Raw genomic sequence first — 23,922 nt, forward strand, 5'->3', positions numbered from 1 at the left:
TTCCTTAGAGTTTATATCTAATAAATCATGCTTTTGGCACTTACATTGCAGCGTACTATATCAGATTTTAAGTTAGCGCCGAACACCAATTGTATAAATGTGTTTACAGTACTTATAAGTACAATTTATTAGTTTAGCTAAAACAGTACATTTTTAATATTTCTGATCAATGACCACAGTCTAAATAAGCCATTCAGATAAACTAAACATACAAAGCTATACGATTTTTCGATGTTTTTTCATTTCTTTTCAGCTAGAATCTCTTCAGCCTGCGTTTAATAGACACTTGTTACTATGCAGTGGACAATATCAATTAAAGATAAATACACAAAGGGTCGCGTGTGAAGTATTGCCAGTTTTTTTCTGTTCTTGCCTTAAGTTTAAGTGCTGCTAGTTGTGCAGTTACCTCCGGTTTACAAACTTATGATATTCCAAGTGAAGGCGTTTATAAAACCGACCTTGGAACTACGGTTAATGTGGTTAAAATTTCACAAGAAACTCTGCCCGCAATACAGCCCGCACAGGTTGATTATCAACGTAACTATGCAACTCTTTTTAAGAGCCAACAACCCATATATCGTTTAAGCCCTGGAGACGTTCTTTCTATTCAACTTTGGGCATATCCTGAAATTACTCCACCTGTAAACAACGTTAATAATGAACAATCTGTACAAGCAAGTGGTTATCCAATCGACCAAACTGGTTACATCCAGTTTCCTCTAGTTGGGCGTTATAAAGCAGCTGGCAAAACTCTTTCTCAAGTGAACCGTGAACTTCACAGCCAACTGGCCCGTTTTTTAAAAAATCCTGATGTGATAGTACGCGTACTATCTTATGAGGGACAACGCTTTTCTGTTCAAGGCAGCGTCATAAAGGGTGGCCAGTTCTACTTAAGCGATCAACCAGTAAGTGTATACACAGCTTTAGGTCTTGCTGGAGGAGTAACCGATAAAGGTGACAATACCTACGTTCAACTCATTCGTAATGGCATTACATATAACTTAAATACGATTGAGTTAGAAAAAGCGGGTTATTCGTTACATAAACTTTTAGTACAACCAAATGACACAATCTATGTCAGTACCCGAGAAAACCAGAAAATTTATGTCATGGGTGAATCTGGCAAGAATCAAGCTTTACCAATGCGTGATCAGGGTATGACGCTAAGTGATGCTCTAGGTGAAAGCTTGGGTCTAAATCCTTTATCTGCTAGTGCTAGTCGTATTTATGTTTTACGTACCAATCCAAATGACCGTACAACTGAGCTTTACCATTTAAATTTAATGAGTATTGGTGATTTCGGATTAGCCAATCAGTTTAAATTACGTAGTAATGATATTGTATATGTTGATGCGACTGGCTTGACTCGCTGGCAACGTGTTGTTAATCAAATTATTCCATTCTCAAGCGCTTTATATAATATAGATCGATTGGGACAATAATATTATGCAATTTAAGAATATTTTGGTGGTCTGCATTGGAAATATCTGCCGAAGCCCAATGGCTGAGTATTTCCTTAAACAGCAATATCCCCAATTAAATATTGAGTCAGCAGGTATTTCAGGGCTTATTGGTCATCAAGCTGATGAAAAAGCTCGACTTTGTATGCAACGATTAGGCATTGATATGGAGCCTCATGTTGCACGTAAACTTAGTGCAGAACATATCAAAAGAGCTGACCTGATTTTAGTCATGAGTCACAACCAGCAAAAACATATTGAGCAAACTTGGCCCTTTGCAAAAGGTAAAACCTATCGCTTAGGACATTGGCAAAACAAAAATGTGCCAGATCCATATCAACATGATCAAACTATTTTTGATGAAACTTGCCAACTCATACAGCAATGTGTTGATGACTGGAAACCTTATATTTAACATTCAGATTTTAAGCTTATGAACCAAAATACTAATACCGAAGATACAATTGATCTAAAGGAATTATTTTTTTCCCTGATAGCTCAGTGGAAACTTATTGCCCTCTGCATTATTTTAAGCCTTGTATGTGCACTACTCTATTTACGTGTAACGCCTGATACTTATTCGGTTGATGCTTTGGTTCAAGTTGAAGACAGCAAAGGGGCTTCTGCTGCTCTTTTAGGCGATTTATCACAAATGATTGAGCAAAAATCACCAGCTCAAGCAGAAATTGAAATTTTAAAATCTCGTTTAGTGTTAGGTTCTGTAATTAAAGATTTGCATTTAAATATTCAGATTTCCAGCACAGAAAACACTTTTACTCATCGTTTATTAAGCGATGGTGAATATAAAACCGAATATACTAAAAAGTCCGTTTTATTTAAAGACGATTTAAAAAGTTTTGAAGTTCGCCAGTTTGAAGTGCCTGCATATTATTTAGATAAGAATTTACTTCTAAATTTTGATAAACAATCTTTACGTTTAACTGACCCTAGTACTGAGCAGACTATTTTAACAGTACCAATTAATCAGTTAAGCCAAGTTACAGGACCACATGGTACTTGGAAGGTTGCAATCTTTACGCAAGATCAACTCAATGCAACTTATAATATTAAAAATTTATCCATACCTGCTGCTGTAAATGCACTTAGCTTAAACTATTCGGTCGCAGAACGAGGTAAGCTTACAGGTGTTTTAGGTTTAAACTATCAAGGTCAAGACAAAGAACATATTACTAAAGTTTTAAATGCAATTTTGGCAACTTATAGTGCACAAAATATTGAACGTCGTTCGGCTGAATCTGCTCAGACTTTAAAATTTTTGGATGAACAACTCCCAGATCTGAAAAAACAATTAGATGACGCAGAGCGCCAATTCAATAAATTCCGTCAGCAGTATAATACAGTTGATGTCACCAAAGAATCTGAGTTGTATTTAACCCAAAGTATTACTTTAGAAACTAGAAAGGCTGAGCTTGAACAAAAGCAAGCAGAAATGGCGGCAAAATATACAGCTGAGCACCCAGCAATGCGCGAAATTAATGGCCAGCTTGCTGCTATTAATAAACAAATTGGTGAACTCAACAGTACTTTGAAACAATTACCAGATGTACAGCGCCAATACTTACAGCTGTATCGCGAAGTGGAAGTTAAAACACAACTCTACACTGCATTATTAAATTCTTACCAACAACTGCGTATTGCGAAAGCAGGTGAAATTGGCAATGTACGCGTTGTAGACACGGCTGTTGAGCCCGTTGAACCAATTAAGCCTAAAAAATTACAAGTCCTAATCTTATCTTTGTTTTTAGGCGGATTTATTGGTACTGTAATTGCATTACTACGTAATATGTTACGTACAGGCATCAAAGACTCTGGTCAAATTGAAAATGAGCTGGATTTACCAGTATATGCAACTGTTCCTCGTTCTCCAATTCAAGAAAGTCGCATCAAAATTTTAAAGAAAAAGAAGAGTATTCCTATTCTTGCTGTTAAAAATGGTGATGACATCGCAATTGAGAGCTTACGTAGTATCCGTACCGCGATTCACTTTGCTTTAGCAAATGCAAAAAATAATATCATTATGATTGCTGGCCCTTCTCCAGAAGTGGGTAAATCATTTATTTCGACCAACCTTGCAACAATTTTCGCTCAAGGTGATAAACGCGTACTACTCATTGATGCCGATATGCGCCGTGGTTATATGCACAAATATTTTGATGTTGATGTGAAACCGGGTCTTTCTGAATTGTTAAGTGGACAAGCTGATCTACAAAAAGTATTGCACAAAACTCAAGTTGCTAACCTTGATGTGATTACGCGTGGTAAGAGCCCAACTAATCCTTCAGAGATTTTAAGTTCAAACCAATTTAAAGAATTACTTGAACAGCTACAAAGCCAATATGACCATATCATTATTGATACTCCACCAGTGCTGGCAGTAACCGATGGTATTATTATTTCGCAATATACTGGTGTGAACTTAATTGTTGCCCGTTATGCTAAATCACAAATGAAAGAGCTTGAATTAACGCTTAATCGCTTTGAACAAGCAGGTGTTAAAGTCAACGGCTTTATCCTTAACGATATTCAACGTGCTAGTGCCGGCTATGGTTATGGCTATAACTATGCCTATGCTTATAAAGCACAAAAAGAAGATTAATCGTAAAGTGATAAGAGAACCGGATCAAATGATCCGGTTTTTTATTTAAGATTTTTTAAGTTTATTCCAACTAAAACTAACTAAAATATATAAAAAACCACTCGTTTTTTTTCTTAAACATTCTATGCTTAAGCATGCTAAGATCAAAAGCAGCCTTTTTAGACTCAAATGATTATTTTTGGAACCTTTTATGAGTAAAGCCTTACCCATTGCTGTCGCTGTAGTTTTAGGCGGTGCTGCACTTGTACCAGTTTATTATGCAAGCCAACATCCGACCACAGAAGTCGGAAGCAAAGCAAATAAAAATGCCTCTCCAATTGAAAAAATCAGTTATGTTCTTGGGTACGAAGTTGCTCAGCAAACTCCACCTGAACTAGACACAAAATCATTTGTGAAGGGGATTCATGATGCTCGTAATAAGCAACCAAGTGCTTATACTCAAGAAGAGTTAAAAGCTGCTGTTGCTGCTTATGAAAAAGAATTGCAGCAAAAAATGCAACAACAAGATAAACCACAGCAAGCCGCTGGTGCAGCGTCTGAATCTGCAGATGTTCAATTCCTTGCAGAAAATAAAACAAAAGCTGGTGTAAAAACTACAGCATCTGGCTTGCAATATATCATCACTAAAGAAGGCACAGGTAAACAACCAACTGCGCAATCTATGGTGAAAGTACATTACGAAGGCCGATTAATTAATGGTCAAGTTTTTGATAGTTCTTATAAGCGCGGTGAGCCAGTTGAGTTTCCTCTCAATCAGGTTATTCCAGGCTGGACTGAAGGGCTTCAGCTCATGAAAGAAGGCGGTAAAGCGACGTTCTTTATTCCATCTAATCTTGCTTATGGTCCTCAGGAACTTCCTGGTATTCCAGCAAACAGTACGCTGATTTTTGATGTAGAACTCATTTCAGTGAAATAAAAATATTCAGGAGAGTAAAACAGTACTCTCCTTTTTTTGGAAAACGGCATGAAAAAAATTGGTTTAATTATTGCAACATCAACGATGAGTTTATCTGTTTTTGCTGCTGCACCTATTACAAATAAAAGCCCAGCAAAAGAAAAATTTAGCTATAGCTATGGCTATTTAATGGGCCGTAATAATACTGATGCTTTAACAGATCTAAATCTTGATATTTTTTATCAGGGTTTACAAGAAGGTGCTCAGAACAAAACCGCACGCTTAACTGACGAAGAAATGGCGAAAGCGATTAATGATTATAAAAAAACTTTAGAAGCTAAGCAGCTTGCTGAATTTCAAAAAGTAGGGCAACAAAATGCTCAAGCTGGTGCTGCATTTCTTGCTGATAATGCAAAAAAATCGGGTGTAATCACGACTAAATCAGGCCTCCAATATCAAGTATTAAAAGAAGGTACAGGTAAAAAACCTAAAGCTGTATCACGTGTCAAAGTGAATTATGAAGGTCGTTTACTCGACGGAACGGTATTTGACAGCTCAATCGCACGTAATCATCCAGTTGAGTTTCAGCTTAGCCAAGTGATTGCAGGCTGGACTGAAGGTCTACAAACCATGAAAGAAGGCGGTAAAACCCGTTTCTTTATCCCTGCAAATCTCGCTTACGGTGAAGTCGGTGCAGGTGACACGATTGGTCCGAATAGCACTTTAATTTTCGATATTGAATTACTACAAGTTTTGCCAAAATAAATGTATTAGTATAAAAAAAGCGATCATTTAAGATCGCTTTTTTATTTTTAGTGTTTTAAATCTCTTGGTCGAAAACCCGTAAGAATTAAACCGATCAGGTAAGCAATTATCCCAACTACGCATAGCCCTACGACTTCGGCAACACGTAACCACTGTGAAAGCTCTCCGTTATACCAATTGAGTCCAAACCAAAGCGCTGCAATCATAGCAAGGTTTGCTAAACCATATTGAAGTCCCAATTTCTTCCAATGTGAACCAAATCGGAAAATATTACGCTTATGCAAATAGAAGTAGAGTAGACCCGCATTTACTAACGCTGAACCTGAAGACGCTAGTGCAAGTGCCATATGTTCTGCATGCCAATCAATAAGCTTAAAGAAGCCAATAAATACAACGTTTAAAATCGCATTAGCGGCAACAGACATTAAACCTACACGCACTGGTGTTTTTGTATCTTGCTGAGCATAGAAACCTGGTGCAAATACTTTAATGAGCATGAAAGAAATTACACCTGCACTCATACATTGCAACGCTAAAGCTGTCATTTGTGTATCACGTAAATCAAACTCACCGCGCTGGAATAATGCTTGAATAATCGGTGTTGAAAGCATAAATAAAGCAATACTTGCTGGCAATCCTACCAATACAATGACTTTTGCAGCCCAGTCGATCATGCCGCGGAACTTTGCTTGATCCTGCTCTGCATGACGGGCAGAAAGTGAAGGCAAAATTACTGTACCAATCGCAACACCAATTAAACCTAAAGGTAGCTCAGTCATACGTTCGGCACTGTAGAGCCAAGACACTGAACCATCTTGCATAAAAGATGCCCAAATCGTATTTAACAGCAGGTTAATCTGAGTCACCGATACACCAAATAATGCTGGAAGCATTAATTTTAAAATACGTTCTACACCTTCATGTTTAAAATCAACTTTAGGTGGAATTAGTAGGTTTTTACGCCACAATTCAGGAATTTGTATCGCTAACTGTAATACCCCAGCCGCAACAACTGACCAGCCTAATGCTTTGATTGGCTCAGCCATATACGGCGTAAGCCACCACGCTCCTGCAATCATCGCTACATTTAATAAAACTGGCGAAAAAGCAGGTGAAGCGAACGAGCCATAACTATTTAAGATGCTGCTGGCAAAAGCCGTGAGCGACATAAACATTAAATATGGAATAGTCAAACGGAACATGCTGACAGCTAAATCGAACTTTTCCGGATCACTGTGGAAGCCCGGTGCGTACATATAGATGATTGCAGGTGCTAAAACCATAGCCACAAAAGTCAGTAAGGTCATAACTGTTAGCAAACAGCCAAATACCCGACTAATTAAGATCTGTACTTCAGCGTGTGCTCGACCCGTTTTATATTCAGTTAAGACTGGGATAAAGGCCTGAGAAAAGGCGCCTTCGGCAAATAGTCGTCGAAAGAAGTTGGGAATACGAAAAGCGACGACGAAGGTATCAAAATCTTTACCTGCACCAAACACGTTGAGCAATACGACATCACGCACGAGCCCTAACACTCGTGACAACATCGTCATTGCACTGACAATAAAAGTCGATCGCCACAATGCCATCGCACTCACCTACAGCTATATTCGAAAGACGCTATTGTAATGAAACTAGAAAATCTTTTCGTTGTGAAATGATGAACAAACTCAAGTTTTTTTCTGTGCTAACAGTTGTCTAAAGTGTTGCCATTTAAAATAAGGCCCCGGATCGGTTTTTCGGCCCGGTGCAATGTCTGAATGCCCTGCAATATGGTTTTTAATTTCAGGATAAGCCTGACGGATAGCGGTAACAACGTCAGTTAGCACTTCATATTGTAAGTCTTCAAAAGGTAAATCATCACTTCCTTCAAGTTCTATACCAATTGAATAATCGTTGCATTCTACTTTGGCTAAATAACTTGAACGCCCTGCATGCCATGCTCTCTCATTAAAATTAACAAACTGCAGAACTTCACCTGTTCGTAAAATTAACAGATGTGTAGAAACTTGCATGCCTTCAATAGTCTGAAAATAAGGATGAACTGACCAATCTAACTTGTTTTGAAAAAACTGCTCAATATAGCCGCCTCCAAACTGAGACGGTGGCAAACTAATATTATGAACCACAATCATTTGAATTTCGGTGCCAGTCGGACGCTGGTTAAAATTTGGAGAAGGGATTTGTCTCGCCCCTTTTAATTGTCCATCTATAACTTCATACGCTGTGATTTGCTTCATTGAGACGCCAATAAATTGCTTGCCAATTGTTTTAGTTTAAAACAGTTATGTGCTTTTCAAAGTAGTAAATGCGATTGTTTATCGCGATTAATCTCATAAAATAGCTTATTTTTCAGGTCGACGATGCTAATATATCGCAAGTTTTAGGGTCATCGACAAAATGGAAACCGTATGAGCATACCTCAGTCTTTGCTTGAACAATCAATTCAAATCAATATTCAACAAGCATTACAAGAAGATATTGGGGACGGTGACATTACCGCTATGCTCACACCTGAAGATGAGCAAGCCACGGCAACCATTATTAGCCGAGAAGATATGGTCTTAGCTGGACAACCGTGGGTTAATGCGCTCATCTCAGCTTATGACAATACTGTTCAAGTGACTTGGCTAAAACAAGAAGGTGAACGTGTTGCTGCAAACGAAGCCTTTTTAAAGCTTGCTGGTTCTGCACGTAGCTTACTGACTGTAGAGCGCCCTGCTTTAAACTTTATTCAAACTTTGTCTGCTGTTGCAACAAAAACTGCTGAATATGTTCAACATCTTGAAGGTTTAAATACAAAACTTCTCGATACACGTAAAACTCTACCAGGCTTACGTATTGCACAAAAATATGCGGTTGCTATCGGGGGCGGACAAAACCATCGTCTTGGCTTATTTGATGCGTTCTTAATTAAAGAAAACCATATTATGGCAGCGGGTGGTATTGCTCAAGCAATCACCAAAGCACATCAAATTGCATCGGGCAAACCTGTTGAAGTCGAAGTTGAAACTTGGGATGAACTAAATCAAGCGCTTGAAGCTGGTGCTGACATTGTCATGCTCGATAACTTCAGTCAACAGCAAATGATTGATGCCGTAAAACATGTGGCGGGCCGCTGTAAACTCGAAGCATCTGGCAATATCACTATTGAAAACTTGCGTGAAGTTGCCACCACTGGCGTTGACTATATTTCTATGGGCGTCCTAACTAAAGACGTTAGAGCTGTTGATTTATCTATGCGTTTTAATGCTTAGATAAAATCTGCGTCATTATTGGTATTTTTTTGCGACTTGGTCATGTCTGCAGCTTGTGTTTTTTGCCACGCTGACTGAGTCGCTTGTGCCCCACCATCACGTGGGTCAGCAGCCATTAAAACAAATGTCACTACTGCTAATAATACAATAAAACCTTGTAGCATAAATTTTCCCCATCACTTTTAAAAATTTAGGGTTCCAAAGTAAAAGATAAATATGACCAGGCTTAGGAGATTCTGTTACAAAAGGTAAGCCTTTATTTTTATTATTCATCTATACGACAGCATCTTCCCACATAGTATTTTATATAAACACCCTATTCCCTTTATTTACTATCGTGATGTGGATATCTCGTTTCTCTATTCGGCCTACGCGGCAGAGTCTTACCGCTTATAATTTTTTTGCCAACAGCTCATTCTATTACTTTGGTTTTGCCCTGAGTGGCGGCTAAAGCCACGTAAGACCAAAGGCATTGTCATCTGCAAAACCTGCCCATTTTTATCCTCTATCCTATTTTGTTGCAAAAATAAGATCCTTATAGATTATAGACAGGTTGCAGATGACTTTTAGCACCAGCAAATGAGGAATAAATTCCAATACCCTCATTAAGGGAAAAACTTACCAGCTTAAGACTCTAAATAACCCATATATGGATCAGAAATTGAATCTTCTTGAGTTTCTATACGTCCTGCGAAACGACGACTGAAAGTAGTATCATCAGCTAAAGTCAGAGTGAAGTCATACCAACCACCAAATTCAGACATATCCCAAACCAGTTCTTTTTCAGAACTATTGGTTTCAATCGTCCATGTCTTATTTGGAAGATAAGCATTTGCTTTGACGTTTAGCTTGACTGACTTATTACCATCATGACGCACTTTTAAATACAAATTCGCATCACACTCTTCCACACATACTCTAATTTCCGGTAATGCTTGAGTCTGGTTAGCTTGACTCAAATTACCTTTAAACGCACGGTGGAAACCATTTGGTCCGAGTACCCACAAATCGTACTGCCCATTTGTAGCATTCCATACATCATCGAGCTGTTTACCTGCCTCAACCATATAACGACGTGGAATTGCCGTAAGATCAAATCGGTTATAGACATGGAAAACGGCTGCCTGTTTACCTGTATTAGAGAACATCAGCTTAATCGTTTTTTGAGTGGTATCGACTTTGGCACTGGTGTGCAAAATATATGGCAAAGCACGTGATGGCCTAATTCCCATTTCCTGCTGAGGAAATTGCTGCTGGCTCGGAACAGGAACTTGTGGCAATAAAGCTTGAGCAACACGAATCGCATCGGCTTCGGCTTTGGTTTTCTTCCCATCTAGTTCAGCAACAGGCAGAACATTCGGTGTTTTAAAATTAAATGCCGTCGTTAAATCACCACATACAGCACGGCGGTAAGGGCTAATGTTAGGTTCTTGCACACCAAAGCGTTTTTCCAAGAACTGTAAAATAGAGGTATGGTCAAAGACTTGAGAATTTACCCATCCTCCACGGCTCCACGGCGAAATCACATACATGGGAACGCGTACGCCTGGTCCATACACTCGACCATCTGGCTTAGGTTGAGATTTTGAAGTCACTACTGCTGGATGGTTAAAGTACTCATAAGACACTTGCTGATCGTTTAAAGTCGTTTTTCCATATACAACACCGTTTACATCTTTAGACGGTGCACTTGGTGAAGGAACATGGTCAAAGAAACCGTCATTTTCATCGAAGTTCACCAATAAAACGGTTTGGCTCCACAGCTCAGGGTTTTCAGTTAATGCATTTAATACTTCCTGAATATACCAAGCACCTTGTACAGGACTAGATGGCCCCGGATGTTCACTGTAAGTTGCAGGAGCGACCAACCAACTCACCTGCGGTAATTTACCTTGGGCGATATCAGCTTTAAAAGTTCCTAAAAAACCACCGTCCGGCATGGTATTGGCAATACCTTTGTAAAGTGGTTGGGTCGCATCAATCTTTTCATCGTATGCTGGACACGTTAGTGTGTCGTTACTGACAGGTTGACCAGATTGCTCATTTGCACGGCGATATTGCTTGAAACCAGCTAACGGGTTATCGGTAAAGTTATCTGGCATATTTTGATAGACTTTCCATGTTACGCCAGCTTGCTGTAAGCGCTCAGGATACGTTGCCCACTCATAACCTTCTGTTGATGCCCCAATCCCATCAAATTCATTTACAACACTCGCAACACCTGCACCTGTAGGACCATTCGTTCCAGTCCAAATAAACTTACGGTTTGGGTTGGTTCCAGCATGCATAGCACAGTGGTAAGCATCACAAATGGTAAAAGCATTTGCTAAAGCAAACTGATATTCGACTTCTTGTTTTTTATAGTAGCCCATCGACTGTGGTTTTTTATAAGCGACCCAATCACTCATACGACCATTGTCCCAAGCTGCTTGGCCATCAGACCATGAGTGAGGTGTACCTGAAACACGCTGAGCATTTCCTAAACGGCTATCTAAATGGTATGGCAATACTTTCTTTTTATTCGCATCATATTGTTCCCAAACCTTTCGACCTTCTGTCATAGGAATGGTAAAACGATCACCAAAACCACGCACACCTTTCAATGTTCCGAAATAATTATCGAAAGAACGGTTTTCCTGAGTCAAAATCACGATGTGTTTAACATCTTGAATAGTTCCACTTTCAACTTTGGCATCAATAGCTAAAGCTTTTTGAATACTCAGCGGGAAACTCGCTAAAGCAGCTGTCCCAAACATGGTTTTTGTAGAGTTTAAAAGAAATTCGCGACGGTTCATTAGTTCTATCCTGAGTTCTTATTATGGTGCACAGTGCATTTTGCAATTACTGGTGGGCGGTGTTGTTGGCGATGAATTATCTGAGTCATTATCATCGTTACAAGCACTGAGCATGAGTGCTAAAGAAGTAATTAATAAAAGTGAAAGTTTTCGCATTGGTTTTTTCCAAACGGTTTAAATGCGAACTACTAATAAAGTGTTAAAGTGACAGGCAAGTGATGTTTTTATGTCGGTTTGATGAAGGCATAAAAAAACGCATCCGAAGATGCGTTTTTCACAAAGCGTAAAATTACCAGCCTAAAGCTTCTTGTTGCTTTTTAATGAGCTCGGCAATCCCTTTTTCAGCCGTTTCTAACATGGCATTGCTTTGAGCGCGGGTAAACGGTTTGTCTTCGGCAGTACCTTGAATTTCGATAAACTCGCCAGCTTGTGTCATTACTACATTTAAGTCAGTTTGACAGTTCGAGTCTTCTTCATAGCAAAGATCAAGCAACACTTCGTCTTGATACATACCGACAGAAATCGCAGCAACTAACCCTTTAAGCGGATCATGCTTAATTTTCTTTTGAGACAATAAAACATTCATCGCATCAACTAATGCTACAGCAGCACCAGTGATTGAAGCAGTACGCGTACCACCATCAGCCTGAATCACGTCACAGTCGATGGTAATCGTGTTTTCACCAAGCTTTTTCAAATCAACCATCGCACGTAAGCTACGGCCAATCAAACGTTGGATTTCTTGAGTACGACCAGTTTGTTTACCACGAGCCGCTTCACGGTCACAACGTGAATGTGTTGAACGCGGTAGCATGCCATATTCTGCCGTTACCCAGCCTTGGCCTTGGCCTTTTAAAAAGCGTGGCACTGAGTTATCAATGCTTGCAGTACAAAGGACTTTGGTGTGACCAAATTCGACCAGCACAGAACCTTCAGCATAACGGGTGTAGTTTCGTGTAATTTTCACTTCACGTAATTGGTCTAATGCACGTTGGTCAATACGCATAATCCTTCCTAACTTCTCTTAAATACAAACTTGGGCATAGTATAGCAAAGGATTTTGACAGGTTGAGTTTATTCCCTACTTTCAAATGTAAGTCTGCAAGTTTCATAACTCAAAAATAAAAATAGCCCCTAAAAAGGAGCTATTTTGGATTAACTGAGATTATGCAAGTTTAAATTTTGCCTTTAACTTTTCCAATGTCTGCATCACTTTTCCAGTGGTATGGTTTGGCAGTGAACATTTCGCTAAACGTACCCATACACTCCAGAACTGACGCATAAAGTTCGCTTCGTTATAGTTAATACCATATTCAGCGCAAAGTGCCTTAATTTTCGGGGCTACTTCTTTATAACGATTAGCTGGCATATCTGGAAATAAATGATGCTCAATCTGATGGCTTAAGTTACCACTCATAAAATGCAGCCATTCTGTACCACTAAAATTACTTGAACCACGAATCTGGCGTAAGTACCACTCTGCCTTAGTTTCAGTGTCTGTATTATCAGGCTCAAACGTTTCTGCATCTTCAGTAAAGTGACCATTAAAAATCACCGCAGATGACCACAAGTTACGAATAATATTCGCAACTACATTTCCTGCAAAAACCGGTAAAAACATAGGACCAGAGATGACAGGGAAAAACACATAGTCTTTTAAGACTTGGCGTGTGGCTTTTTTACGGACTTTAGCCGAGTCTTTCCACACCTGTTTCCAGCTCTTGGTTTTATAAACTAATGCATCTTCAAGATGTAAGTTTTGCACGCCTACATACCACTCAAAGAAAAACATTAACTGTAGACCAAGTGGAATATTAAACAGGTGGCGAGGTTCCCACTTCTGTTGATCACTTACTCGCAAAAGACCATAACCGACATCATGGTCTTTACCGACAATATTGGTATAGGTGTGGTGCACATAGTTATGTGTTTCACGCCAGTCATCACCAGAGGCAATGGTATCCCAATCGTAAGTATTACCGTTCAGGCTTGGTTCATTTAACCAGTCAAACTGACCGTGCATGACGTTATGACCAAGTTCCATATTTTCTACAATTTTAGAAATACCTAATAAGCCTGTGCCTAGTAGCCAGACTGGCGGAATCCAACCACCAAACATCAACATACCACGTGAAGCGATTTCGGTGTAGCGAACAAAATTACGCACTTTGTAGATATATTTCGCGTCTTGTTCACCAAGGCTTTGCATCACGTCTTGGCGAATCTGCTCAACACGGCGACCAAACTCTTCAGTCTGTTCTGGAGTTAAATGAGCAGATTTAGAAACGGTAGAAAACTCTAATGCCATATTCATAAGGTTAATCCTCTTTAATTCTTTTTATAGATCAATCGTGACTGGGCTTAATGCCTGGCTCACGCATAGTTTAATTGGACGGTTAGGTTGGTCTTCAATTTCACCGGTTAACAGGTTTTGAGTAACTCCACTTACTTTGGTACAGCTGCATTTATTGCAGACACCCATACGGCAACCATGTTGTGGGCGTAAACCAGCTTGCTCTGCACTGCTCAGTAAATTTGTTTCAGCTAAAAACTCGTGTTGAGCACGGCGGAAAATAACAGGCTGTGCTACATGTGTACCAGTCACTTGAAGTGGCTGAAAATACTCTTGATGAAGCTGCGACTGAGCACCTTTTTGTGCATAAATTTCATTGGCTTGCTGCATCATGCCATGATGACCACAAACATAAGTTGCTGTCTGCTCAAAGTCAGGAACAAGCTTTTGTAGTAGGCTTTCAGTTAAATGCTGCTTTTGCTCGGTGGTATTAAAAAAGTGATATTGAAGCTGCGGGTGCTGTTCTGCCAAAGCTTTTAATTCAGTATGAAAAATTTCCGCACGATTAAAATAAATGACATGAATTTGTTCAAGTTGCTGTTTTAAAGCTTGCTGCAAGAGTGAATAAATTGCAGTTATACCGCTTCCTGACGCAATCAAAATCGCAGGATGCTGACCTTGGTGCAAAATAAAATCACCTTGTGGTTGTGAAATCTCAACACACTCACCCACATGTAATAGTTGAGCTGCACGAGACACCAAACCTTGTACTTTAATACCTAAAGCGATTTCACCCTGAGTAGTCACTTCAATAATTGAATAACTACGCTGTTGGTAAACGCCATCGATGAGCAAAGTCAGCAGAATACTTTGACCTGCGCGGACCTGATCGAAATTAAAATTACGATTCGGTTTAAGTCTAATGAGCACCATATCGGTATGAAGTGGCTGAACTGCAGTAACTTCTGCAAGTACCCTTTTCCACGCCCAAGTCACGTTAATTTTCTGCAAGACAAAATCAACGAAATCTTCTCGAACCCAATGTGGCTGATAGCTAAGTGTTGCGTTCATACGTTCCTCTTTTGTTTCTGGCTATTTATTTGAGTGAACACATGTTCGTATAGTGAACATATGTACACTATATTTATAACTGTTCACTCAGTCAACACTTGTTCACTATTTTTTTTATGAAAGTTTGCTCTTTTTTGTTAGACTTTGGCTCACGGTTTAAATAGGTTCTTTTAATGTCGATACGGGATGAACGAAAACAGCAAAGTCGTCAGGCACTTCTCGATGCAGCCTTGCATCTAAGCACGTCTGGGCGTTCGTTCAGTAGTATCAGTTTGCGTGAAGTTGCACGTGAAGTAGGTTTAGTACCGACAGCGTTCTACCGCCATTTTCAGGACATGGATGAGCTCGGCAAGGAATTGGTCGATCAAGTTGCCCTACATTTAAAAAGCGTTTTACATCAACTTGGACAAAGTTATTTACAACATAAATCTGCTAAAACCCAAACCAGTATTGAGCTATTTGTGCAGGCGGTGAATCATAGCCCTAAGCAATGGCAATTTATGATTGCTGAACGTTGGGGAGGTTCAGAAACGGTTCGTGCAGCAATTGCCAGAGAAATTGAATTTCTGATTGAAGATCTCACAACTGATCTTACTAAACTCGAAAATTTTAAACATATTCAAAATCCTCAAGACCTAAATGTCTTATCTACCATTTTGACTAATATGTCATTTACATGGGCAATGACGTGGCTCAACCTATCGAAACAATATCAAGGTGAACAGCTCAAGCTGCAACAAACTGCCTTTATTGAAAATGCTTCTACACAAGTTCGCTTACTCTTTAGAGGGATTGCAAACTGGGAACGATAGAAGCGGCAAATGACAAAAAACAGGTTATGTGGTAATACGTAAAGAGAGAAAGAAAAAGGCTAAAAATTTCGAGAAAAGTCTTTTTCTTTTTTACAGGAAGTAAACTATTAGTTAGGCCAAACTGGTGTGGGAATACCTATGAATCTTGATCGTCATACACAGTTTTTGATGCGTAAAGAAAAAATTCTGAGCGTGGCAGAAAAATTGTTATTAGAAAACAATCAGGAAATTACTCTAGATGAGTTAGTGGCCGAGCTAGATATTGCTAAAGGCACACTTTATAAGCATTTTAGAAGTAAAAATGAGCTTCTACTTGAGCTCATTATTCAAAATGAAAAGCAAATTTTAGAAATTTCTAAAAAATATAATACAGATTTCAAAGAATATGCTCCTCATTACATGCTTCACCATTTACTTGCACCAGGGAAAACGATTCTATTGCATCAACTTGAAGAAAATCTGACGATGACAGAGTCTAAGTTGAAGCATCTTTTTGAAGAGCTTTATGAAATTCGCCAACAGCGTATTTTGGCAATTAAAGATATTACCGAAAATTATTTAAAATCATTGAATTATGATATGTCGATTCGTGATTATTTGTCTTATATCTGGTCACTGACTTATGGTGCATCACTGCTTTTAAATTCTACTTATTATCAGCGTTCGATTGGTTCTCGCCAAAAATTAATTAATTTATATATTAATCAGGCATTATCACTGCCGACTCAAACAGCTAATTTTGATGTTTTAAATTTTCAGATTGAAGATGAAAATCAGAAAAATTAATTGAATTATTTCGTGATAATTAACGATAAATTAAATATAAAAATGGGCTTCACATGAAGCCCATTTTTTTTTTGAAGTAAAGCCTAAACAACTTATTTTGCTTTACGTTCTTTCTCAATTAAATAATTAAGAACTTGAGTGACTTTACCATCTTCACCCTGCACAACATATTTACCATTCACGACAACTGCAGGTACGCCTGTTAATTGGTACTGTTGAGCAAGTTTATTTGACTCGGCAACTTTCGCAGTCACAGCAAATGAGTTGTAAGTACTATTAAATTTCTGCTCAGGTACGCCATAACGAGTAAAGAATTTCGCAGCAGAAGCCTGATCAAAAATTTGTTGACCGTTCACTTGAATCGCATGGAATAGTGGTAAATGCGTGCGTTTACGTACACCTAATGCCTCAGATGTATAATATGTACGCGCCCCTTGTTCCCACATTTTATTCATTGCAGCAGGTGTACGTACAAAACGTACATCTTTAGGAATCTGTTTTAACCACGTTTGCATATGCGGTTCAAGTTTAAAACAGTGTGGACATCCATACCAAAAGAACTCTCGAACCTCGATTTTCCCCGGAACTTCCACTTTGCCTGGATTGGCAATCACGGTGTAGTCTTTACCAGCAACAAAATCTGCTGCCATTGCACCACCCGATACGGCCATAATTGCTGCACTCAAACCACCCAAAACCAATTTTTTCATTGCTACAGCTTTTCCTCTAAGTTGTTATACATTAGCTTATGCCCTAAATATAAAACAAATATGCTAAATTCGTTTTGCTTCTGTGAAGTTTTTTATTGGGTTTATCGCTTTTTTCCCAATAATCGCTACACTAACGGCGAACTACATCCAAAAAGATAACTCAAGTTTAGAGGTAGCACCATGTCGCAATTGAATGTTGATTTACAAGAAATCGCAAAGTTTGAAGCACTTGCTGCCAAATGGTGGGATCAACATTCTGAATTTCGCCCACTTCATCAAATTAATCCACTACGTCTAAACTGGATTGATGAACGTGCAGGCGGTCTCGCTGGTAAAAAAGTACTTGATGTCGGCTGTGGTGGCGGTATCTTGGCCGAAAGCATGGCACGTCGTGGCGCAGATGTATTAGGTATCGATATGGGTGAAGCACCTCTAGCTGTCGGCCGTTTACATGCTCAGCAAGAAAATGTTCAAAATATTGAATATCGTCAAATTCCCGTAGAGGAATTAGCACAAGAACAGGCTGGTCAATATGACGTGGTGACTTGTATGGAAATGATGGAACACGTTCCAGATCCGGCATCTATTGTAAAAGCTTGTCAGGCTCTGGTTAAACCGGGCGGCCATGTGTTCTTCTCGACCATTAACCGTAACCCAAAATCTTATTTATTTGCCATTATCGGTGCAGAGTACGTCCTACGCATGTTGCCAAAAGGTACGCATGATTATCATAAATTTATTCGACCATCTGAAATGGCACATGATATTCGTAATGCAGGTCTTACGTTAAAAGAAATGACTGGACTACATTACAACCCACTGACCAAGCATTACTGGTTAGCGCCAAATGTTGACGTTAACTATATGGTTCATACGATTAATACAGGTGCATGATGAAAGCTGTTTTATTTGATTTAGACGGTACGCTTATCGATACAGCTGCGGATTTCATTCGTATTATTCAGCAAATGTGCCGTGATGCAAGACGCCCTGTTGTAGAAGCCGATCTTATTCGCACTCAGGTGTCTGAAGGTGCACGTGCGATGGTGAAATTGGTCTATCCAGAGCTAGATGTGGCCAACCCAATATTCTTGGCACATCGTCAAAACTTTTTAGATCTGTACGGCAATAATATTGTGGTTGATACAGATCTGTTTGAAGGCATGTATCCACTTCTAGAAGAGTTAGAAGCTGCGCAAATCCCGTGGGGTATTGTGACCAATAAACCACGTGGTTTAAGTGAATCTCTTTTAGAAAAGTTAAATCTGACAGAACGCTGTGCGGTTTTGGTATGTCCTGAAGATGTCAGTAAAACCAAACCAGACCCTGAACCAATGTATTTGGCTGCTAAACAGTTAAACATCCCAGCAGATGAAATTATTTATGTGGGCGACCACCCACGTGATATTGATGCTGGTCGCAATGCCGATATGTATACCATCTTGGCAGCTTATGGCTATTTACCTATCGAACACCGTGATGATTTAGCATCATGGCAGGCCGATTCGATTGTAAATACAGTGACAGAATTACACGATATGTTACGTCAAAAGCTTCCTGCTCTACAGGAAAATCAGCGTATGATAAGTTAACATCAGAGTTTTATAGACTTTTTTAACGGCTATTCGTTTTATCAATATAAAAAGAAGGAGGTTTACCAATGAAATATTCAGAATACCAACCTCGTCCGGATCTACTCAAAGATCGAATTATTTTAATTACCGGTGCTGGTGATGGAATTGGGCGAGCTGCGGCTCTAAGTTATGCCCTACATGGTGCAACCGTTGTCCTACATGGTAGAACCTTAAATAAACTTGAAGTTATTTATGATGAAATTGAGAGTCTCGGTGCACCACAACCCGCGATTTTACCGCTACAACTTTCAAGTGCCTCTGACCGTGATTATGATTTTTTAGTCGATACGCTCGAAAAGCAGTTTGGACGTCTAGACGGTATTTTGCATAATGCGGGTATTTTAGGTGAACGTGTAGAGCTAGCACATTACCCTACAGAAGTATGGGATGACGTGATGGCAGTTAACCTACGTGCTCCGTTTGCCCTCACTCAAGCCTTATTACCACTTTTGCAAAAGTCAGAAAACGCCTCTGTTGTATTTACCAGTTCAGGTGTAGGCCGTGAAGCACGTGCTTTGTGGGGCGCATATTCTGTCTCAAAAATTGCAATTGAAGCAGTAAGTAAAATTTTTGCAGCGGAGAATACTTATCCAAATATCCGCTTTAACTGCATTAATCCAGGTGCAACACGTACTGCAATGCGTGCTAAAGCCTACCCACAAGAAGATCCGAAAACACTACCTACACCAGAGTCTATCTTGCCTGCTTACCTCTATTTAATGGGTGAAGACAGCTTGGCACTCAATGGTCAAAGTATTGATGCGCAGGATTAAAAAGTTAAAGATGAAAAAGCTAAATTAAATTACGGCCAATCATCAGATCTGGCTTGCCTATACCTGAAAAGATATACAAGCCTTTTTTATTATTGATAAAAACCCTTGATCTATCCGTAATTTTAATTGAACCATTAAATGATCTTCACAGTTTCTCTGCATTTTGCGCGTAGAGTATTCAACATGAGAGACATCAGATGTAAACGAGGATGCATCATGAAAAAGTTGTTCACCATCTTAGCCCTATGCATAACCGTACTAACCACAAGTATGGCGAGCTTTGCTGATCCTCCTTTTGACCGAGGCCATGGCCCAAAAGGTCCTAAAGGTGGAGGTCCACGTGGTGAGTGGAATGATCGTGGACCAGGATTTGGACGTGATCATGATGATGATCGTATCCGTGACGAACGCCGTATGCGCGAAGAACGTGGCTTTGAACGCTTAAAACAACATCGCTGGCAGCCTGGCTATGTTATGCCACAGCACTATCGTGGTAATGGCTATAAAGTCGACTATAAAGACAGTAACCTGCCGAAACCAGGCCGTAATCAACAATGGTACAAAATCAACAATGACTATATTTTAGTCGACACAGATTCTAATAGCATTGTGAGTATTCGTGGTTTTTAAGGCGATAGACCCTCGCTATCGCTGAATAAAAAGGATAAAACCTCTCGGTTTTATCCTTTTTTATTGCTTATCTAACTTAAAAATAAAAAGATTTTTTATATTCTTAAATGATGAATTTTCTTAATTTCTTCTTATTTCATAGAGAGTTTTCACATTTATTCTTCTTGGCCTCCACGATTTATCTGCAATTGTTCACTAATCTTTAATTATTGAAATTCAGCTCATCATTCGAGGTTTACAATGAAAAAATTAACAACAGCGATTGTTCTTTCTCTTAGTGGTTTAGTTGCAACAACAGCCATGGCAGCACCAAACGATCATAATCATCATGGCAATTACCAAAACCATGAAGTAAAAACAGTTAAAGTGATTAAAAAAGATGATCATCACAATGCGTGGCGAGTAGGCCAGATTGTACCGCATGAGTATCGACATTCACGTTACGTGATTGACTATCGTCAACATCAAAAATTGACTAAACCAGGTCGTTACCAAAAATGGTATAAAGTGAATGGAAATTATGTACTGGTGAATGAACAAAGTCATAAAATCATTAGAGTGGTTTACTAATTTAAAACTTTTTAAGCACCCAAATTTCAATTTGGGTGTTTTTTTATCTAAAACATGCGGCTTTAATCTTTTTTGTTTAGAATCATCTTTATATCTTTTTGCTGTTGATTCGAGATCGGTATGTCAAGTAAACCTGTAAGTAAGTCGCATAATAACACCCAGCATTATGTACACTGGTTTCGACACTCAGCGCCCTACATTAATGCTCACCGCGATAAAACATTTGTGTTGATGTTTGGTGGTGAAGCAGTCCGTCATCCTAATTTTGAACATATCATTCACGACATTGCTTTATTGCACTCTCTTGGTATTCGCTTAATTCTCGTGTACGGCGCACGTCCGCAAATTAATCAAAATCTTAAAGAAAAAGGAATCGAAACTCCTTTTTATGACAACAGCCGTATTACCACACGTGAATCTTTAAGCTGTGTCATGAGTGCTGTAGGTTCTATCCGCCTAGAAATCGAAGCATTGCTTTCTATGGGCTTAGCAAACTCGCCAATGTACGGCGCTCGCATAGATGTGGTATCAGGTAATTTTGTGACTGCTAAACCTTATGGTATTCGTGATGGCATGGATTTCCAGCTTACAGGTGAAGTTCGTTCTATCGATACAGATGCGATTGATCGACACCTCGATAATCATAATATTGTACTGCTAGGGCCAACAGGTTACTCCACTACAGGTGAGGTGTTTAACTTGCGAGCAGAAGAAGTTGCGACCAAAACTGCAACTTATTTAAAAGCAGATAAACTCATTTTTCTAGGTGAGCAACAAGGATTGCTGAATGAAGATGAGCAAATATTACGTGAATTAAGCCCACATCAACTGGACTACTATATTCAACAATACCAAACCATTAGCCCAACACTCACCTTGCATTTGCAACAGGCAAAAAAAGCATCTTTATCAGGCGTACACCGCGTTCATCTTATTTCTTATGCCTATGATGGCGCCCTTCTCGAAGAGTTATTTACTCGAGATGGTATCGGTACCATGATTACCGATGCGCATTATGAAGAAGTTCGCATGGCCAACATTCAAGATGTGGGCGGTTTAATGAATTTATTACGTCCATTAGAAGAAGAAGGTATCTTAGTTTATCGTTCGCGTGAACGTTTAGAGCAAGAGATTAGCCAGTTCGCTGTTATTGAGCGCGATGGTACGATTCTAGCGTGTGCTGCACTTTATCCAATTCCAACCGAATTTAATGAAACACGTTCAGCAGAAATCGCCTGCGTCGCAGTACACCCAAGTTATCGTAAATCGAACCGTGGCAGCCAGATTTTGCAATTCCTTGAAGAAAAGGCAAAAGAACAAGGTATTCGTCAATTATTTGTTTTAACGACTCGAACCGCTCACTGGTTCTTAGAACACGGTTTTCATCAGGTGAGTGTTGATGACTTACCAAATGCTCGTCAGGCACTCTATAACTATCAAAGAAATTCTTTAGTCTTTAAGAAACTGCTTCCTTAGCCTTTGCTAATTTTAAGATATTCTTATTTCAGATAAGCTTAGTTCAAAAAGTACAACCGTAAACACGATTAATTTATGGTTGTACTTTTTTTAAATCTAAATTTTTTAAGGTTTTAATATTTTTTATTTTATTTACATTAACTTAATAACAATTCATTAAATATATTTCTATTAGATAAATCATTTTTTCGCATAAGTTTATAGCCTATTGTGTTTAGCTTTTTTTTGCATAAATAAAGACCGAATACTTATTTTTTCTGAAATAAAAATCCATTTAGGGTATCTGCTCATCCAATTATTTTTTTTTCTTTTTCTCTTTCGGGGAGTACGAAATCTCATGGCACTTTTCAACACCACTTCATGGGCAAAATATTCAGTCATCGCGGCCAGCCTTGCAGGAGTGATGATGTTAAGTGGTTGTGCCAAAAAAGAGGAACAAGCCACCACAACCTTAAATATCGGCTATCAAAAATATGGGATTCTTCCTATTTTAAAGGCTCGTGGTGACTTAGAAAAAGCATTAAAAGAACAAGGCGTGCAAGTGAAATGGGTTGAGTTCCCTGCTGGCCCTCAATTGCTTGAAGGCTTAAACGTAGGAAGTGTTTCACTCGGTGAAGCAGGTGAAGCACCACCGATCTTTGCTCAGGCTGCCAATCCAAATTTAGTCTATGTCGCAAACCAACCTGCTGCGCCAAAAGCTGAAGCACTATTGGTACAAAAAGACTCTCCAATCCAATCTATTAAAGATTTAAAAGGCAAACGTGTTGCTCTTAATAAAGGCTCGAATGTTCATTACCTATTGTTAAAAGTTTTAGAAGCCAACAACTTAAGCTTAAGTGATATTCAACCAGTTTATTTGCCGCCATCAGACGCACGTGCTGCCTTTGAAAAAGGTGCTGTCGATGCATGGGTGATTTGGGACCCGTTCTTTGCAGCGGCTGAACATCAAATTCAGGCCCGAGTTTTAGCAACAGGCGAAAACTTGGTGAGTAATCATCAGTTTTATTTAGCTGACCGTAAATTTGCAGAAAATAATCCGAAAGTACTCAACACTGTTGTACAGACACTTAACCAGACCACTGAGTGGGTAAGTTCACATCAGGATGAAGCTGCCAAGTTACTCGAAAAACCTACCGCACTTGAGTTTGATGTACTTAAAACTTCAATTTCACGTATGGGTTTTGGAGTTCAGCCAATCTCTGACAAGGTGGCACAAGAACAACAATATGTGGCTGATGCTTTTTATGCACAAAAGCTCATTCCAAACAAACTCACCATTCAAGATGCCATTTTAAAACTGAAATAAACCCAGCTTGGGCACGGCTTAAATAATCATATAAATGCTGTGCCTGACCTCAAGGGGAACAAGGATATCAAT

24 protein-coding genes are annotated in these 23,922 nt (G+C 39.2%); 15 read left to right on the forward strand and 9 right to left on the reverse strand.

Annotation, left to right across the window (positions count from 1 at the left end):
* The first annotated feature begins 341 nt into the window (after window positions 1-341).
* The 5 genes from AAC388_RS17940 to AAC388_RS17960 all read left to right on the forward strand — a co-directional run bounded on the left by AAC388_RS17940 (window position 342) and on the right by AAC388_RS17960 (window position 5,737).
* Entirely contained in the window at window positions 342-1,442 is a 1,101-nt protein-coding gene (locus AAC388_RS17940) for a polysaccharide biosynthesis/export family protein (RefSeq protein ID WP_342371019.1), read from the forward strand.
* Window positions 1,443-1,446: 4 nt separating this feature from the next.
* Window positions 1,447-1,875 carry a low molecular weight protein-tyrosine-phosphatase gene (locus AAC388_RS17945; protein WP_171430532.1) on the forward strand — a complete coding sequence of 143 codons (429 nt, stop codon included), beginning with the start codon at window positions 1,447-1,449 and terminating at the stop codon, window positions 1,873-1,875.
* 18 nt (window positions 1,876-1,893) lie between these two features.
* Window positions 1,894-4,077 (forward strand): polysaccharide biosynthesis tyrosine autokinase, encoded by a 2,184-nt coding sequence (locus AAC388_RS17950; RefSeq protein WP_342371020.1) that lies wholly within the window; start codon window positions 1,894-1,896, stop codon window positions 4,075-4,077.
* A 190-nt stretch (window positions 4,078-4,267) separates the two neighbouring features.
* Window positions 4,268-4,993, forward strand: a complete 726-nt coding sequence (locus AAC388_RS17955; RefSeq protein ID WP_009387700.1) for an FKBP-type peptidyl-prolyl cis-trans isomerase — start codon at window positions 4,268-4,270, stop codon at window positions 4,991-4,993.
* Between the two features lie 48 nt (window positions 4,994-5,041).
* Window positions 5,042-5,737 (forward strand): FKBP-type peptidyl-prolyl cis-trans isomerase, encoded by a 696-nt coding sequence (locus AAC388_RS17960; RefSeq protein ID WP_342371021.1) that lies wholly within the window; start codon window positions 5,042-5,044, stop codon window positions 5,735-5,737.
* 47 nt (window positions 5,738-5,784) lie between these two features.
* On the opposite strand, the gene murJ is transcribed toward AAC388_RS17960, so the two are convergent.
* Both murJ and ampD read right to left on the reverse strand, forming a co-directional pair.
* Entirely contained in the window at window positions 5,785-7,335 is a 1,551-nt protein-coding gene (gene murJ / locus AAC388_RS17965; RefSeq protein WP_171061948.1) for a murein biosynthesis integral membrane protein MurJ, read from the reverse strand.
* A gap of 72 nt (window positions 7,336-7,407) precedes the next feature.
* Complete coding sequence (gene ampD, locus AAC388_RS17970; protein ID WP_342371022.1) at window positions 7,408-7,977, reverse strand: 1,6-anhydro-N-acetylmuramyl-L-alanine amidase AmpD; 570 nt, start codon at window positions 7,975-7,977, stop codon at window positions 7,408-7,410.
* Window positions 7,978-8,148: 171 nt separating this feature from the next.
* Here ampD and nadC point away from each other — a divergent pair, with 171 nt between their 5' ends.
* Window positions 8,149-8,994, forward strand: a complete 846-nt coding sequence (nadC, locus tag AAC388_RS17975; RefSeq protein WP_078219935.1) for a carboxylating nicotinate-nucleotide diphosphorylase — start codon at window positions 8,149-8,151, stop codon at window positions 8,992-8,994.
* Here the strand turns inward: nadC and AAC388_RS17980 are convergent.
* The 6 genes from AAC388_RS17980 to AAC388_RS18005 all read right to left on the reverse strand — a co-directional run bounded on the left by AAC388_RS17980 (window position 8,991) and on the right by AAC388_RS18005 (window position 15,153).
* Window positions 8,991-9,158 carry a hypothetical protein gene (locus AAC388_RS17980; protein WP_000938938.1) on the reverse strand — a complete coding sequence of 56 codons (168 nt, stop codon included), beginning with the start codon at window positions 9,156-9,158 and terminating at the stop codon, window positions 8,991-8,993. The genes nadC and AAC388_RS17980 overlap by 4 nt on opposite strands.
* A gap of 462 nt (window positions 9,159-9,620) precedes the next feature.
* Window positions 9,621-11,789 (reverse strand): phospholipase C, phosphocholine-specific, encoded by a 2,169-nt coding sequence (locus tag AAC388_RS17985; protein ID WP_342371023.1) that lies wholly within the window; start codon window positions 11,787-11,789, stop codon window positions 9,621-9,623.
* A 21-nt stretch (window positions 11,790-11,810) separates the two neighbouring features.
* Complete coding sequence (locus AAC388_RS17990) at window positions 11,811-11,945, reverse strand: hypothetical protein (RefSeq protein WP_255787789.1); 135 nt, start codon at window positions 11,943-11,945, stop codon at window positions 11,811-11,813.
* A gap of 133 nt (window positions 11,946-12,078) precedes the next feature.
* On the reverse strand, window positions 12,079-12,795 hold the full coding sequence (gene rph / locus AAC388_RS17995; protein WP_342371024.1) for a ribonuclease PH: 717 nt from the start codon (window positions 12,793-12,795) through the stop codon (window positions 12,079-12,081).
* Window positions 12,796-12,954: 159 nt separating this feature from the next.
* Complete coding sequence (locus tag AAC388_RS18000; protein ID WP_342371592.1) at window positions 12,955-14,097, reverse strand: acyl-CoA desaturase; 1,143 nt, start codon at window positions 14,095-14,097, stop codon at window positions 12,955-12,957.
* Between the two features lie 30 nt (window positions 14,098-14,127).
* On the reverse strand, window positions 14,128-15,153 hold the full coding sequence (locus AAC388_RS18005) for a ferredoxin reductase (protein WP_342371025.1): 1,026 nt from the start codon (window positions 15,151-15,153) through the stop codon (window positions 14,128-14,130).
* A 173-nt stretch (window positions 15,154-15,326) separates the two neighbouring features.
* Here AAC388_RS18005 and AAC388_RS18010 point away from each other — a divergent pair, with 173 nt between their 5' ends.
* Entirely contained in the window at window positions 15,327-15,965 is a 639-nt protein-coding gene (locus tag AAC388_RS18010) for a TetR family transcriptional regulator (protein ID WP_002120796.1), read from the forward strand.
* Between the two features lie 138 nt (window positions 15,966-16,103).
* Window positions 16,104-16,751: a TetR/AcrR family transcriptional regulator gene (locus AAC388_RS18015; protein ID WP_101664290.1), complete on the forward strand. Its 648-nt coding sequence runs from the start codon at window positions 16,104-16,106 to the stop codon at window positions 16,749-16,751.
* A gap of 92 nt (window positions 16,752-16,843) precedes the next feature.
* On the opposite strand, the gene AAC388_RS18020 is transcribed toward AAC388_RS18015, so the two are convergent.
* Complete coding sequence (locus AAC388_RS18020) at window positions 16,844-17,461, reverse strand: thiol:disulfide interchange protein DsbA/DsbL (protein WP_005804825.1); 618 nt, start codon at window positions 17,459-17,461, stop codon at window positions 16,844-16,846.
* 180 nt (window positions 17,462-17,641) lie between these two features.
* Between AAC388_RS18020 and ubiG the strand changes: the two genes are divergently transcribed.
* The 7 genes from ubiG (at window position 17,642) to AAC388_RS18055 (ending at window position 23,850) form a co-directional block, all read left to right on the forward strand.
* Window positions 17,642-18,355, forward strand: a complete 714-nt coding sequence (gene ubiG, locus AAC388_RS18025) for a bifunctional 2-polyprenyl-6-hydroxyphenol methylase/3-demethylubiquinol 3-O-methyltransferase UbiG (RefSeq protein WP_005804826.1) — start codon at window positions 17,642-17,644, stop codon at window positions 18,353-18,355.
* The gene (locus tag AAC388_RS18030) at window positions 18,352-19,053 is read left to right on the forward strand and encodes an HAD-IA family hydrolase (RefSeq protein ID WP_101664292.1); all 702 of its coding nucleotides are present in this window, start codon (window positions 18,352-18,354) and stop codon (window positions 19,051-19,053) included. Before ubiG ends, AAC388_RS18030 begins: the two co-directional genes overlap by 4 nt.
* A gap of 68 nt (window positions 19,054-19,121) precedes the next feature.
* Window positions 19,122-19,868, forward strand: a complete 747-nt coding sequence (locus AAC388_RS18035; protein ID WP_002120710.1) for a YciK family oxidoreductase — start codon at window positions 19,122-19,124, stop codon at window positions 19,866-19,868.
* A gap of 216 nt (window positions 19,869-20,084) precedes the next feature.
* A complete protein-coding gene (locus tag AAC388_RS18040) occupies window positions 20,085-20,498 on the forward strand; it encodes an RcnB family protein (RefSeq protein ID WP_005071792.1) in 414 nt (137 codons plus the stop codon).
* Between the two features lie 240 nt (window positions 20,499-20,738).
* On the forward strand, window positions 20,739-21,068 hold the full coding sequence (locus AAC388_RS18045; RefSeq protein WP_032005770.1) for an RcnB family protein: 330 nt from the start codon (window positions 20,739-20,741) through the stop codon (window positions 21,066-21,068).
* A 120-nt stretch (window positions 21,069-21,188) separates the two neighbouring features.
* Complete coding sequence (argA, locus tag AAC388_RS18050; RefSeq protein WP_016802669.1) at window positions 21,189-22,544, forward strand: amino-acid N-acetyltransferase; 1,356 nt, start codon at window positions 21,189-21,191, stop codon at window positions 22,542-22,544.
* Between the two features lie 337 nt (window positions 22,545-22,881).
* Complete coding sequence (locus AAC388_RS18055) at window positions 22,882-23,850, forward strand: sulfonate ABC transporter substrate-binding protein (protein ID WP_032063257.1); 969 nt, start codon at window positions 22,882-22,884, stop codon at window positions 23,848-23,850.
* The last annotated feature ends 72 nt before the right edge of the window (window positions 23,851-23,922 follow it).

The organism is Acinetobacter sp. D009 (assembly GCF_038562025.1).
Classification (GTDB): domain Bacteria; phylum Pseudomonadota; class Gammaproteobacteria; order Pseudomonadales; family Moraxellaceae; genus Acinetobacter; species Acinetobacter pittii.

Excerpts from the sequence above, each read along its gene's own strand:
- AAC388_RS17945 (WP_171430532.1), top strand. The coding sequence starts at position 1,447 with ATGCAATTTAAGAATATTTTGGTGGTCTGCATTGGAAATATCTGCCGA.
- AAC388_RS17950 (WP_342371020.1), top strand. The coding sequence starts at position 1,894 with ATGAACCAAAATACTAATACCGAAGATACAATTGATCTAAAGGAATTA.
- AAC388_RS17955 (WP_009387700.1), top strand. The coding sequence starts at position 4,268 with ATGAGTAAAGCCTTACCCATTGCTGTCGCTGTAGTTTTAGGCGGTGCT.
- AAC388_RS17960 (WP_342371021.1), top strand. The coding sequence starts at position 5,042 with ATGAAAAAAATTGGTTTAATTATTGCAACATCAACGATGAGTTTATCT.
- ampD (WP_342371022.1), bottom strand. The coding sequence starts at position 7,977 with ATGAAGCAAATCACAGCGTATGAAGTTATAGATGGACAATTAAAAGGG.
- nadC (WP_078219935.1), top strand. The coding sequence starts at position 8,149 with ATGAGCATACCTCAGTCTTTGCTTGAACAATCAATTCAAATCAATATT.
- AAC388_RS17980 (WP_000938938.1), bottom strand. The coding sequence starts at position 9,158 with ATGCTACAAGGTTTTATTGTATTATTAGCAGTAGTGACATTTGTTTTA.
- AAC388_RS17985 (WP_342371023.1), bottom strand. The coding sequence starts at position 11,789 with ATGAACCGTCGCGAATTTCTTTTAAACTCTACAAAAACCATGTTTGGG.
- AAC388_RS17990 (WP_255787789.1), bottom strand. The coding sequence starts at position 11,945 with ATGCGAAAACTTTCACTTTTATTAATTACTTCTTTAGCACTCATGCTC.
- rph (WP_342371024.1), bottom strand. The coding sequence starts at position 12,795 with ATGCGTATTGACCAACGTGCATTAGACCAATTACGTGAAGTGAAAATT.
- AAC388_RS18000 (WP_342371592.1), bottom strand. The coding sequence starts at position 14,097 with ATGGCATTAGAGTTTTCTACCGTTTCTAAATCTGCTCATTTAACTCCA.
- AAC388_RS18005 (WP_342371025.1), bottom strand. The coding sequence starts at position 15,153 with ATGAACGCAACACTTAGCTATCAGCCACATTGGGTTCGAGAAGATTTC.
- AAC388_RS18010 (WP_002120796.1), top strand. The coding sequence starts at position 15,327 with ATGTCGATACGGGATGAACGAAAACAGCAAAGTCGTCAGGCACTTCTC.
- AAC388_RS18015 (WP_101664290.1), top strand. The coding sequence starts at position 16,104 with ATGAATCTTGATCGTCATACACAGTTTTTGATGCGTAAAGAAAAAATT.
- AAC388_RS18020 (WP_005804825.1), bottom strand. The coding sequence starts at position 17,461 with ATGAAAAAATTGGTTTTGGGTGGTTTGAGTGCAGCAATTATGGCCGTA.
- ubiG (WP_005804826.1), top strand. The coding sequence starts at position 17,642 with ATGTCGCAATTGAATGTTGATTTACAAGAAATCGCAAAGTTTGAAGCA.
- AAC388_RS18030 (WP_101664292.1), top strand. The coding sequence starts at position 18,352 with ATGATGAAAGCTGTTTTATTTGATTTAGACGGTACGCTTATCGATACA.
- AAC388_RS18035 (WP_002120710.1), top strand. The coding sequence starts at position 19,122 with ATGAAATATTCAGAATACCAACCTCGTCCGGATCTACTCAAAGATCGA.
- AAC388_RS18040 (WP_005071792.1), top strand. The coding sequence starts at position 20,085 with ATGAAAAAGTTGTTCACCATCTTAGCCCTATGCATAACCGTACTAACC.
- AAC388_RS18045 (WP_032005770.1), top strand. The coding sequence starts at position 20,739 with ATGAAAAAATTAACAACAGCGATTGTTCTTTCTCTTAGTGGTTTAGTT.
- argA (WP_016802669.1), top strand. The coding sequence starts at position 21,189 with ATGTCAAGTAAACCTGTAAGTAAGTCGCATAATAACACCCAGCATTAT.
- AAC388_RS18055 (WP_032063257.1), top strand. The coding sequence starts at position 22,882 with ATGGCACTTTTCAACACCACTTCATGGGCAAAATATTCAGTCATCGCG.